The following is an 11,579-nucleotide window of genomic DNA, read 5'->3' as shown; positions in this document are numbered from 1 at the left end:
CGCTCTTTGAGGTGAGAAAATGGAGCATATTCAAAATTCATTTGCAAAATTAATGGAAAATGAAAACTTTAAAAATAGATATGAAGTATTAAAGGCAGAAGTAATGGCGCATCCGCGTGTGAAAGAATTTATAGATGAACATAAGGGTGAAGTAACGACTTCTATGATTGAGCGCAGTCTTGTGAAGTTATATGAATATATTGGACAAAGTGTAGGTTGCGTGGATTGTCCGGATTTAGGCTCATGTAAAAATATGCTACAAGGGTACGAGCCAAAGCTTGTTATTCAAGGGAAGATGATTGATATTCAATACGATCGCTGCGTTAGAAAAGTAGCGCATGACGAGAGAAAGAAATATGAAAAACTTGTTCAAAGTGTATATATGCCAACGGATATTTTACAGGCAACTATGGAAAACTTAGATCCTTCTGATTTAAATGCACGTATCGATGCGATTGGTGCAGCGAATGAATTTTTAAGTACATATGAACCAGGTAAAAAAGCACAAGGTTTATATTTGTACGGTAAATTTGGTGTAGGAAAAACGTATTTGTTAGGAGCAATAGCGAACGAGCTTGCTCGAAAGAAAATAAGTTCGATGCTCGTATACTTCCCGGAATTTTTACGTGAAATTAAAAGTTCAATTCAAGATAATTCGATTGGTGAGAAGATTGATGCGGTTAAACGCGTACAAGTTTTAATGTTAGATGATATCGGGGCAGAAGCGATGTCAAGCTTTGTCCGTGACGATGTGCTCGGTGCAATCTTACAATTCCGTATGTTAGAAAACTTACCGACGTTCTTTACGTCTAATTTTGATTTTAAACAACTGGAACACCATTTAACGTATACGCAGCGTGGCGAGGCTGAAGAAATGAAGGCAGCACGTATTATGGAACGAATTAAATATTTAGCGAAACCAATTCCAATTGGTGGGAAAAACCGTCGTCATAAGTAAAAGAGCAAGCTGAGAAGCTTGCTCTTTTGTATTATAGTGATATTTTCTTTTCAAATATGAGGTCGAAATATTCAGGTTGTCCAGAACTGCCAATCGTAGGGGCAACAATCTGTACGAACCTCCAGCCATTTCTAGCATGTTCTTGAATAATTTCTTGGTAGTCTTCAGCTGGTTTTGAGCGAGTGAACCCCCAATGTAATTCGACTTTTACGAATTTATATTCAAACATTCGGATACCCCCTTTTATTGATGAGTAAAGTATACAATAAAAATTCATAGTAGCTTGTATCATTTTTTTCTCCCTCCCTTAATATATATAAAATTAGCAAGCCATATTGAGTGGGTTTTCTAACGATAGGAAATGTAATTCTACTAAGAGTGAACTTCACGCGGAACGGACTCTTATAGGATTTGTAACGTATAGATACAGTCCTTTAGAGCGGGGATAAAAGGGGGGACAAAAGTGATTGAAATTTGCTTCGAAGAAAAAAATGATGCTATGCACGTATATAGACAATTGCTGAAAAGAGCGGAAGTATTATATAAGGAAACGAGTGTGTATTTACAGGAACAAAAAGTGGTGATTCACATACCAGTACGTGAATCGAATTATATTGAAAAGATCTTATTGCCAGTAATGGTGTATTTCATTGTGAATGTGAAACAAAATGAGTGGATTTATACGATTTTAAAAGAAAAGTTTTTTTATGAAGAACAAGAAGAGTGTCATCAAATATTGCACATGGCACATGAGATTTTAAAGGGAAAAAGAAAAGGTGTAGCTCAGGATTTAACGCGTAACGCATTTGAGTCATATATTAAGTCTTCTTTAAATAATTGGCTTTGTGATCCGCTCTCATTCTCGTTTTCATCATATATCCGTTTTCGTCTTCGTACATATAGGGAAATGGTGGCTAAACTTGCGGAAGTGGCAATTGATGAATATAAGATGGAGCAAGAATACCAAATGTTCATTGAGACGCTTCGGCAACAAGTAAGTAGCCGTAAATCACGTTTGTCTTGCGTGCATCTTATTTTTGATGAAAGCTTTATCTTTTATGATGATAAAGGTAGACGTTTAAAACAGGAGAAGTTGGTCCAATATATAGATGAGGAATTATTAAAGCAAAATGATGTATATATTGATACGAAAGTAATTGCGCCGCTTCTTTCTATTTCGCCTAAAAAGATTTATTTATATACGAAAGAACAAGATCATAATATGATTATTACTTTGCGAAATGTGTTCCAAGAACGGGTCCAATTACATGGATTACATGATTTTGAGCGCAATGTGAAAAATTTAAAAAATAAAGGTAACGCCCTTGATTTTCTAAGTTTTTGAGCATATAATTACCTACATAAATGAAATATATTGAAATGTCATGATGAGGACATGAGTAGTTTTCTACGATTTTCAGAGAGGGAAGCCTTAGGGTGTGAGCTTCCTAGTACGGGATTATTACTTACCACCTCTAAACTTTAGCAGTGAACGGTTTTTCTAGTAATTGCTAACGGACAACACCGTTATGTTGAACTTGAGCAATTAACAATTATGTTAATTGGAACAAGGGTGGAACCACGAATTCAACACTCGTCCCTTTTTACGGGGTGAGTGTTTTTTATTTTGAGAAAAAGAGGAGTGACCAGTGATGGCAGATGTAGTTAAAATTACTTTCCCTGATGGAGCTGTGAAGGAGTTTCCAAAAGGCGTAACAACTGAAGAAATCGCAGCTTCTATTAGCCCAGGCTTAAAGAAAAAAGCTGTAGCTGGAAAATTAAACGATGAGATGATCGATCTTGTTACACCAATCGAAGAAGATGGTGCAGTTTCTATCATTACATTAGATTCTGAAGATGGCCTATATATTTTACGCCATTCAACAGCCCACCTTTTAGCACAAGCGTTAAAACGTTTATATAAAGATGTTAAGGTTGAGCTTGGCATTGGTCCAGTAATTGAAAATGGCTTCTACTACGATATTGATATGGAAGAAGCAATTACAGTTGAAGACTTCAAGAAAATCGAAAAAGAAATGCAAAAAATCGTGAACGAGAACTTAGAAATCGTTCGTCATGAAGTACCACGTGCAGAAGCAATTCGTCGCTTTGAAGAAATCGGCGATGAGTTAAAATTAGATTTAATTAACGATCTTCCAGAAGATGCAGTTATTTCAATCTATGAGCAAGGCGAATTCTTCGACCTTTGTCGTGGTGTTCACCTTCCATCTACAGGGAAAATTAAAGTGTTTAAATTATTAAGCGTTGCAGGTGCTTACTGGCGCGGCGATAGCAATAATAAAATGCTACAACGTATTTACGGTACTGCATTCGTTAAAAAAGCGGAATTAGATGAGCACTTACGTATGCTTGAAGAAGCGAAAGAGCGCGATCACCGTAAATTAGGTAAAGAATTAAAACTATTTACTAATAGCCAAAAAGTAGGACAAGGTTTACCACTTTGGTTACCAAAGGGTGCAACAATTCGTCGTATTATCGAGCGTTATATCGTTGATAAAGAAGCAAGCTTAGGCTATGATCACGTATATACTCCAGTACTAGGAAGCAGAGAGCTTTATGAAACTTCTGGTCACTGGAACCACTACCGTGATGGCATGTTCCCATCAATGGAAATGGATAACGAAGAATTAGTTCTTCGTCCAATGAACTGTCCTCATCATATGATGGTTTATAAAAATGATATTCACAGCTACCGTGAATTACCAATCCGTATTGCGGAACTTGGAACAATGCACCGTTATGAAATGTCAGGTGCGTTATCTGGATTACAACGTGTACGCGGAATGACTTTAAACGATGCGCATATTTTCGTTCGTCCAGATCAAATTAAAGAAGAGTTAAAACGTGTTGTAAACTTAACTCTAGAAGTGTACAAAGATTTCGGTTTAGAGAACTACTCATTCCGTCTATCTTACCGCGACCCAGCAGATACTAAAAAGTATTATGCGGATGATGAGATGTGGGAAAAAGCACAAGGTATGTTAAAAGAAGCTATGGATGAAATGGGTCTTGATTACTATGAAGCTGAAGGTGAAGCGGCATTCTACGGTCCAAAACTTGACGTTCAAGTTCGTACTGCTCTTGGAAAAGATGAAACACTTTCAACTGTACAATTAGACTTCTTGCTTCCAGAACGCTTTGAATTATCATACGTTGGTGAAGACGGTAAACAACATCGTCCAGTTGTAATTCACCGTGGTGTTGTATCAACTATGGAACGTTTTGTAGCCTTCTTAATTGAAGAATACAAAGGTGCATTCCCAACATGGTTAGCTCCAGTTCAAGTACAAGTAATTCCAGTTTCTCCGCAAGTACATTTAGACTATGCGAAGAAAGTACAAGACGAATTGCGTCGTGCTGGTATCCGTGTTGAATTAGACACTCGTGAAGAGAAGATCGGTTACAAAATCCGTGAAGCACAAATGCAAAAAATTCCGTACATGCTTGTAGTAGGTGACAATGAAGTAACTGAAAACGGCGTAAACGTACGTAAATATGGTGAACAAAAATCAGAAACAATCGCATTAGATGCTTTTGTTGACATGATTAAAGTAGAAGGAAAACGATAAGAAAAAGCCGCGGTATACCGCGGCTTTTTTATGTAATATACTTGAGGAAAATTAGAAAAAATAACCATGTAACACTTATCATAAAAAAGTATTGCAAGTATGTTAGTTGTTTGTTACAATATTTCTTGTTGTTAGTAAAACACATCGCGTCTTCTTGACAGACGTCATGTCCTATGATAAACTCATCAAGGATAATAGAATATTGTTTTGTGGAACAAGTAGAAGCACCCGCTTCTCACCTGATGGACGCATTCGCAGTTAACAGGTAAATGTATTTCTTACTTAAGATTTTACAAGTGTGGGTGTCGTATGCCCGCACTTTTTTTGTTCGGGTTCTATGACTACAAAATATGTTCTGAGAAAACCTTGGAGGTGGCTTACTATTAGCAAGGATATGATGATTAACGAGCAAATTCGTGCACGTGAAGTACGTTTAGTTGGCGCAAATGGCGATCAACTTGGAATCAAGTCTCGTAATGACGCTTTAGACTTAGCTGCAAATCTTAATCTTGATTTAGTATTAGTTGCTCCAAATGCGAAACCGCCAGTATGCCGCATTATGGACTACGGTAAATTCCGCTTTGAGCAACAGAAGAAAGAAAAAGAGCAGCGCAAAAATCAAAAAGTAATTAGCATGAAAGAAGTTCGTTTAAGTCCAACAATTGATGAACACGACTTTAACACAAAACTTCGTAATGCTATCAAGTTTTTAGAGAAAGGCGACAAGGTTAAAGCATCAATTCGCTTTAAAGGACGTGCCATTACTCATAAAGAAATCGGTCAACGTGTTTTAGATCGCTTCTCAGAAGCTTGTGCTGAAGTTAGCACAGTTGAATCTAAGCCTAAAATGGAAGGACGCAGTATGTTCTTAGTTTTAGCACCGAAAAACGATAAGTAATAGATAGAGGAGGAAATACCTATGCCTAAACAAAAAACTCATCGCGGCGCTGCAAAGCGTTTCAAAAAGACTGGATCAGGTAAACTGAAACGTTCTCACGCTTACACAAGCCATTTATTCGCTAACAAATCTACAAAAGCTAAACGTAAACTACGTAAAGCTGGTGTAGTAAGCGCTGGTGACTTCAAACGCATTCGTCAAATGCTTGACAACTTAAAATAAGTTCGGCTGATATATAGAACAATTAGGAGGTAATATTATGCCAAGAGTAAAAGGTGGTACAGTTACTCGTCAACGTCGTAAAAAAGTAATTAAATTAGCAAAAGGTTACTACGGTTCAAAAAATACATTATTCAAGGTTGCTAACCAACAGGTTATGAAATCTCTAATGTATGCATTCCGTGACCGCCGTCAAAAGAAACGTGACTTCCGTAAATTATGGATTACACGTATCAACGCAGCAGCTCGTATGAATGGTCTTTCTTACAGCCGCTTAATGCACGGTCTTAAAAATGCTGGCATCGAAGTTAACCGCAAGATGCTTGCTGACTTAGCTGTTCATGACGAAAAAGCTTTCGCTGAATTAGCAACAGTTGCAAAAAACAACATTAACTAATTAATTAGTTGAAACCTTAGAAGAATTTTCTTCTAAGGTTTTTTTATTTGTATTCAAATAGAAGTTAGAAGTGAAAGAAATTCTAAAGATTAACGGCTATGTTGTTATCAATATGACAAAATCAATATAAAAGTTATAGCAGTATAGAAGAATATACATATGAAGTCAGGAGAATACTCCTGGCTTTTTTCAATTCTGCCCGTTTGGAAAGAAGAGTATCTTTCCTAGCTGAAACGACACTGCTATAATGGAAAGATGATATGGAACTTTCATCAGATGAACAATTTAAGAGCGATGACTGAAACGTATTTGTAAATTAAGGACAAGCTATTTTATAAAGAGTTAGATAGCTGACTTATTCATAAGAACTGAAACATAATAATGAACTTTGAGATGAAACAACATTGTTGCGTAAAATGCGATGTTGGAGGAGGACAATAGAATGGACTTACTACAACTATTTAAATTACAAAAAGAATTAGATGACCGTATTGCAAAAGAACATGACTTACAACCGAAAAAATTGTTAAAAGAAAAAATGTTAGCTCTTCTTGTAGAAATTGGAGAACTTGCAAATGAAACACGTTGTTTTAAATATTGGAGCAACAAACCAGCATCAGAACGTGAAGTAATATTAGAAGAATACGTAGATGGTTTGCATTTTATTTTATCAATCGGAATTGATTTAGGTATTGATAAAAACTTCCTATTCTATAAATGTGCACAGACGAATAAAACACAAGTGGAAATTTTCTTAGACACATATGCGAAAGTAATTCGTTTTACAGATCAACCATCTATTACAAACTATATTGAATTATTTACGAGCTATCTTCGACTTGGACAAGCACTTGAATTTGAACAAGAAGAGATTGAAAAAGCATATTTAGATAAAAATGAAGTAAATCATCAGCGTCAAACACAAGGATACTAATTTAATTTTTGAATATTTCAATTTAATTATTGTATAATGAATTGACTGAAGAAAAAGGAGGGTGTTGGCAATGACAAAATTAGACGCGACATTGACAATGCTAAAAGAATTAACAGATGCACGTGGTATTGCTGGTAACGAGCGTGAACCACGTGAAGTAATGAAGAAATATATCGAGCCGTTTGCGGACGAACTTTCTACTGATAATTTAGGGAGTTTAGTTGCGAAAAAAGTAGGGGAAGAAAACGGCCCGAAAATTATGGTTGCAGGTCATTTAGATGAAGTTGGCTTTATGATTACACAAATCGATGACAAAGGTTTCCTTCGTTTCCAAACGGTTGGTGGCTGGTGGTCACAAGTTATGCTTGCGCAACGCGTGACGATTGTAACGCGTAAAGGAGATGTAACAGGTGTAATTGGTTCAAAACCACCGCACATTTTACCTCCAGAAGCTCGTAAAAAGCCAGTTGAAATTAAAGATATGTTCATCGATATCGGTGCTTCTAGCCAAGAAGAAGCGATGGAGTGGGGCGTACGACCAGGAGATCAAGTTGTACCTTACTTTGAATTCCAAGTGATGAAGAATGAAAAAATGTTACTTGCAAAAGCATGGGATAACCGAATCGGTTGTGCAATTGCAATTGACGTATTAAAACAATTAAAAGATGAAAAGCATCCAAACGTTGTATACGGCGTTGGAACTGTACAAGAAGAAGTTGGTCTTCGTGGCGCAAAAACATCTGCGAATTATATTAAACCAGATATCGCGTTCGCAGTAGATGTTGGTATCGCCGGAGATACACCGGGTGTAACGTCAAAAGAAGCGCAAAGTAAAATGGGCGATGGACCACAAATCATTTTATATGATGCTTCTGTTATTGGACATACAGGTTTACGTGATTTCGTAGTTGATGTTGCTGATGAATTACAAATCCCGTATCAATATGATTCAGTAGCGGGCGGAGGAACGGATGCGGGTGCGATTCACATTGCTGTAAATGGTATTCCTTCTATGGCAATTACAATTGCAACGCGCTATATCCATTCTCATGCGGCAATGTTACACCGTGATGATTATGAAAATGCGGTGAAGTTAATTGTAGAAGTTATTAAACGTCTTGATAAAGAGGCTGTACATAACATTACATTTAATTAATAGAAAAAGCGAAGGAGATTCTCCTTCGCTTTTTTATGTTTTAAAAAGGCCGTTCTAATCCTGCTGCAGTATGAGCACCTAAAATAATTAAACGAGTTAATTGCATCGCCATAAAATGCGGGGTATATATCATTCCTCTTTTTAACCATGACATAATCATTCCGATGTGAGCCCCTGTAACATAACTAATCAAAATATCACGAGGAACCATAAGATCTTCATCATCTGGTTGTGAAATAGACAAGCTTAATGTTAAATGCACTTGTATTGTTTTCATCATTTTATAAGAGTAGTTTCCGGCAGCTTTATCCCCAAGCATAACGTTATAAAAGTTTACATTTTCTGCGATATGTTCGAATAAAGCCAAAAATGTAGGGTGAGGTGAATCAAATGTAAGTTGAAAATCTTCTTTATTTCTATTTTTCGGTTTAATTACTTCTGCTAGCTTCTCTAACATTTCTTCAATGCTTTTGTCTAATAGGTCATATTTATCATGGTAATGGCTATAAAATGTAGCGCGATTTACAGGAGCGCGTTCTGCGATATGTTGCACAGTTACATTTTCAAAGCCTTTTTCGCCTACTAAAGCGACAAAAGCATCCTGAATGAGTTGTCTCGTTCGCTTTACACGTGGATCATTTGTATTTTTAATAGACATTTTTCTTCTCCTCGTTTAATTTTCTATACTTAAACAACATATTGGTATTATATTGTTGTTTAAGCGACATTTCATACGTAAATTGTCGGTTGTAGATTCAAAATAATTATTTATAATTATAAACGATAGTCCTTCAGAAATCAGCACCGCTCGCAGGTAGATAAATTTCGATTTACGCTGCAGATGGTGTGATTTTTTTGTTAAAAGGTTAATATAATTAACAATTAAACAATCTAAACAATAAGGACATAAATAGTTTAGAAAAAAATTATATGCGATATAAGGAGAGGAATGCAATGAATCAGTTTCGAAGAATGGTAATTATCAACATTATCACATTAATTGTACTAGTTGGCGGCGGTATTGGTGGTTATTACTATTACAACCAAACGGAAAATTACTTAAAAACAGACAATGCAAAGATTGATGGGAAGGTAATTCCGGTTGCTTCACCAGTAGCAGGTAAACTAACTGACTGGAAAGCTGAAGTAGGAAAAAATTATAATGAGAACGATAAACTAGGTACTGTTACTGTAGCGGCAGCTAATGGAGAACAAACAGTAGATGTAACAATTCCACAAAATGCAACGGTTGTACAATCAAACGCAACAACAAATGCTTTCGTTGGAGCTGGTAGCCCGATTGCTTACGCATTCGATATGAACAATTTATGGGTAACAGCAAACATTGAAGAAACAGATGTTGATGATGTTCAAAAAGGTCAAGATGTAGATGTGTATGTAGATGCATACCCAGATACAACGTTAACAGGAAAAGTAGAACAAGTTGGCTTAACAACAGCGAATACATTCTCTATGTTGCCATCAAGCAACGCAACAGCGAACTATACGAAAGTAACACAAGTAGTACCAGTTAAAATTTCTTTAGATCATAGCAAATCAGTAAATATTGTTCCTGGCATGAATGTGACAGTTCGTATTCATAAGTAAGGGGGAGATGAGATGTCCTCAATTGTAATTGCAGGATATGCACTATTTTGTATAATCGTCTTCTTCCTTGTAAATCGTCTTTTACGAAAGAAAAAAACGAAAATGGGAGAAGAACAAGTCCCAGCCGTAAGTAAAATAGAAATAAGTAAAGTTGAAACAGAAGAGAAAGAAATTGAACGAAAGCAAGAATCGGAAATTTCTAATGTAGTTGAGTTAGAAACAGGAAAGCAAGAAGAAGTAAAACAAGAAAAAGAAGTGCCGAAAAAACAAATGTCTACGCCTGTAGAGAATGTGAACGTAAAAGCAGTTGTAGCTGTATTAATTCTCGGCATGTTCGTTTCTATTTTAAACCAAACAATTATTAACGTTGCATTACCTCCGTTAATGAATGAATTTAACGTATCAACTTCAACAGCACAATGGTTAATTACAGGCTTCATGCTTGTAAATGGTATTTTAGTACCGATTAGTGCATTTTTAGTTTCACGATTTACGTATCGTAAATTATTCGTAGCAGCAATGTTATTCTTCACGGTAGGATCTATCATTTGTGCTACTTCCGGAAACTTTACGATGATGATGACGGGCCGTGTTATTCAAGCGGTTGGTGCGGGTATTTTAATGCCGGTTGGTATGAATATCTTCATGACATTATTCCCGCCTCATAAGCGCGGAGCAGCGATGGGGTTACTAGGTGTAGCGATGATTTTAGCTCCAGCTATCGGACCAACTGTAACAGGTTGGGTAATTGAAAATTACAGCTGGAACTTAATGTTCTATGCGATGTTTATTATCGGTTTAATTATTACGTTCCTATCTTTAAAATTCTTTACACTAGCTCAGCCAGTGTCTAAAACGAAATTAGATATATTCGGTGTGGTTAGTTCAAGTATTGGACTAGGAAGCTTATTGTACGGATTTAGTGAAGCTGGAAATAATAGTTGGACTAGTGCAGAAGTTGTTATTTCACTTATCATTGGTGTAATTGGTTTAGCGTTATTTATTTGGAGAGAGTTAACAACGGACAATAAAATGCTTGATTTACAAGTATTTAAATATCCAGTATTTACTTTCACTTTAGTAATTAACGCAATCGTTACGATGGCATTATTCGGAGGTATGTTATTGCTTCCAGTATATCTGCAAAACATTCGTGGTTTTACGCCAATTGAATCTGGTTTACTACTTCTTCCAGGATCATTAATTATGGGGATCATGGGACCAGTAGCGGGTAAATTATTCGATAAATATGGCATTCGTCCATTAGCGATAATTGGATTGGCAATTACGACGTATGCGACATATGAATTTACAAAATTATCGATGGATACACCGTATAGCGTTATTATGACGGATTATATTATACGTTCAATTGGTATGTCATTCATTATGATGCCAATTATGACGGCTGGTATGAACGCGCTGCCGATGAAATTAATTTCTCACGGTACAGCAACGCAAAATACGTCAAGACAAGTAGCGGGTTCAATCGGAACAGCGATTTTAATTACACTTATGACGCAACAAACGACTGCTCACGTAGCAGATTACGGCAACATGTTAACAACATCAAACCCAATTTTAGTTGATAAAATACACGGCATGGGGCAAAGTTTAGCGGCCTTAGCTGGATCAGCTCAAGCAGGAGACGCGATGAGCACACAACTATTATATGGACAAATTTCAAAGCTATCTGCAATTAACGGTATTAACGATGCCTTCTTAATTGCAACGATACTCGCAGGGATTGCTTGGGTGTTATCGTTCTTCTTACCATCAGGCAATAAACCAAATAGAAAAGCAGGGAATTAATTTCCCT

At 36.5% G+C, this 11,579-nt stretch carries 12 protein-coding genes and 2 other annotated features; of the genes, 10 read left to right on the top strand and 2 right to left on the bottom strand.

The genetic code is table 11. The annotated features are described in order from the left end of the window. Nucleotides 1-19: 19 nt before the first annotated feature. A complete protein-coding gene (dnaI, locus tag MKY38_RS28275) occupies nt 20-958 on the top strand; it encodes a primosomal protein DnaI (RefSeq protein ID WP_000400104.1) in 939 nt (312 codons plus the stop codon). A gap of 31 nt (nt 959-989) precedes the next feature. On the opposite strand, the gene MKY38_RS28270 is transcribed toward dnaI, so the two are convergent. Further along, nucleotides 990-1,187 carry a DUF4177 domain-containing protein gene (locus tag MKY38_RS28270; protein ID WP_000464458.1) on the bottom strand — a complete coding sequence of 66 codons (198 nt, stop codon included), beginning with the start codon at nt 1,185-1,187 and terminating at the stop codon, nt 990-992. Between the two features lie 234 nt (nt 1,188-1,421). On the opposite strand from MKY38_RS28270, the gene ytxC reads away from it, so the two are divergent. The 7 genes from ytxC (at nt 1,422) to MKY38_RS28235 (ending at nt 8,152) form a co-directional block, all read left to right on the top strand. Continuing rightward, nucleotides 1,422-2,303 carry a putative sporulation protein YtxC gene (gene ytxC, locus MKY38_RS28265; RefSeq protein ID WP_000569625.1) on the top strand — a complete coding sequence of 294 codons (882 nt, stop codon included), beginning with the start codon at nt 1,422-1,424 and terminating at the stop codon, nt 2,301-2,303. A 31-nt stretch (nt 2,304-2,334) separates the two neighbouring features. Continuing rightward, nucleotides 2,335-2,563, top strand: a binding site (T-box leader). Between the two features lie 47 nt (nt 2,564-2,610). Further along, nucleotides 2,611-4,548: a threonine--tRNA ligase gene (thrS, locus tag MKY38_RS28260; protein WP_000786083.1), complete on the top strand. Its 1,938-nt coding sequence runs from the start codon at nt 2,611-2,613 to the stop codon at nt 4,546-4,548. Between the two features lie 210 nt (nt 4,549-4,758). Further along, nucleotides 4,759-4,879, top strand: a sequence feature (ribosomal protein L20 leader region). Nucleotides 4,880-4,942: 63 nt separating this feature from the next. After that, a complete protein-coding gene (gene infC / locus MKY38_RS28255) occupies nt 4,943-5,446 on the top strand; it encodes a translation initiation factor IF-3 (RefSeq protein ID WP_000973215.1) in 504 nt (167 codons plus the stop codon). A gap of 21 nt (nt 5,447-5,467) precedes the next feature. After that, nucleotides 5,468-5,668: a 50S ribosomal protein L35 gene (gene rpmI / locus MKY38_RS28250; protein ID WP_001125945.1), complete on the top strand. Its 201-nt coding sequence runs from the start codon at nt 5,468-5,470 to the stop codon at nt 5,666-5,668. Between the two features lie 37 nt (nt 5,669-5,705). Further along, nucleotides 5,706-6,062, top strand: a complete 357-nt coding sequence (gene rplT / locus MKY38_RS28245; RefSeq protein ID WP_001138362.1) for a 50S ribosomal protein L20 — start codon at nt 5,706-5,708, stop codon at nt 6,060-6,062. A gap of 442 nt (nt 6,063-6,504) precedes the next feature. Next, on the top strand, nt 6,505-6,996 hold the full coding sequence (locus tag MKY38_RS28240) for a dUTP diphosphatase (RefSeq protein ID WP_000365050.1): 492 nt from the start codon (nt 6,505-6,507) through the stop codon (nt 6,994-6,996). Between the two features lie 70 nt (nt 6,997-7,066). Next, entirely contained in the window at nt 7,067-8,152 is a 1,086-nt protein-coding gene (locus MKY38_RS28235; protein WP_000163555.1) for a M42 family metallopeptidase, read from the top strand. A gap of 40 nt (nt 8,153-8,192) precedes the next feature. Here the strand turns inward: MKY38_RS28235 and MKY38_RS28230 are convergent, their stop codons facing one another. Next, nucleotides 8,193-8,810 (bottom strand): TetR/AcrR family transcriptional regulator, encoded by a 618-nt coding sequence (locus MKY38_RS28230; protein WP_000023661.1) that lies wholly within the window; start codon nt 8,808-8,810, stop codon nt 8,193-8,195. A gap of 296 nt (nt 8,811-9,106) precedes the next feature. On the opposite strand from MKY38_RS28230, the gene MKY38_RS28225 reads away from it, so the two are divergent. Beyond that, entirely contained in the window at nt 9,107-9,760 is a 654-nt protein-coding gene (locus MKY38_RS28225) for an HlyD family secretion protein (RefSeq protein WP_001071419.1), read from the top strand. 12 nt (nt 9,761-9,772) lie between these two features. Continuing rightward, nucleotides 9,773-11,572 carry a DHA2 family efflux MFS transporter permease subunit gene (locus MKY38_RS28220; RefSeq protein WP_000095271.1) on the top strand — a complete coding sequence of 600 codons (1,800 nt, stop codon included), beginning with the start codon at nt 9,773-9,775 and terminating at the stop codon, nt 11,570-11,572. The last annotated feature ends 7 nt before the right edge of the window (nt 11,573-11,579 follow it).

It is taken from the genome of Bacillus sp. FSL R5-0585, assembly GCF_038004545.1.
Taxonomy (GTDB): domain Bacteria; phylum Bacillota; class Bacilli; order Bacillales; family Bacillaceae_G; genus Bacillus_A; species Bacillus_A cereus.
The sequence above is the reverse complement of the archived record's forward strand: the minus strand, read 5'-3'. Positions and strand labels throughout refer to the sequence as shown.

What these genes read in the sequence shown, in the direction of transcription:
- dnaI (WP_000400104.1), top strand. Translation starts at nt 20, where the DNA reads ATGGAGCATATTCAAAATTCATTTGCAAAATTAATGGAAAATGAAAAC.
- MKY38_RS28270 (WP_000464458.1), bottom strand. Translation starts at nt 1,187, where the DNA reads ATGTTTGAATATAAATTCGTAAAAGTCGAATTACATTGGGGGTTCACT.
- thrS (WP_000786083.1), top strand. Translation starts at nt 2,611, where the DNA reads ATGGCAGATGTAGTTAAAATTACTTTCCCTGATGGAGCTGTGAAGGAG.
- infC (WP_000973215.1), top strand. Translation starts at nt 4,943, where the DNA reads ATGATGATTAACGAGCAAATTCGTGCACGTGAAGTACGTTTAGTTGGC.
- rpmI (WP_001125945.1), top strand. Translation starts at nt 5,468, where the DNA reads ATGCCTAAACAAAAAACTCATCGCGGCGCTGCAAAGCGTTTCAAAAAG.
- rplT (WP_001138362.1), top strand. Translation starts at nt 5,706, where the DNA reads ATGCCAAGAGTAAAAGGTGGTACAGTTACTCGTCAACGTCGTAAAAAA.
- MKY38_RS28240 (WP_000365050.1), top strand. Translation starts at nt 6,505, where the DNA reads ATGGACTTACTACAACTATTTAAATTACAAAAAGAATTAGATGACCGT.
- MKY38_RS28235 (WP_000163555.1), top strand. Translation starts at nt 7,067, where the DNA reads ATGACAAAATTAGACGCGACATTGACAATGCTAAAAGAATTAACAGAT.
- MKY38_RS28230 (WP_000023661.1), bottom strand. Translation starts at nt 8,810, where the DNA reads ATGTCTATTAAAAATACAAATGATCCACGTGTAAAGCGAACGAGACAA.
- MKY38_RS28225 (WP_001071419.1), top strand. Translation starts at nt 9,107, where the DNA reads ATGAATCAGTTTCGAAGAATGGTAATTATCAACATTATCACATTAATT.
- MKY38_RS28220 (WP_000095271.1), top strand. Translation starts at nt 9,773, where the DNA reads ATGTCCTCAATTGTAATTGCAGGATATGCACTATTTTGTATAATCGTC.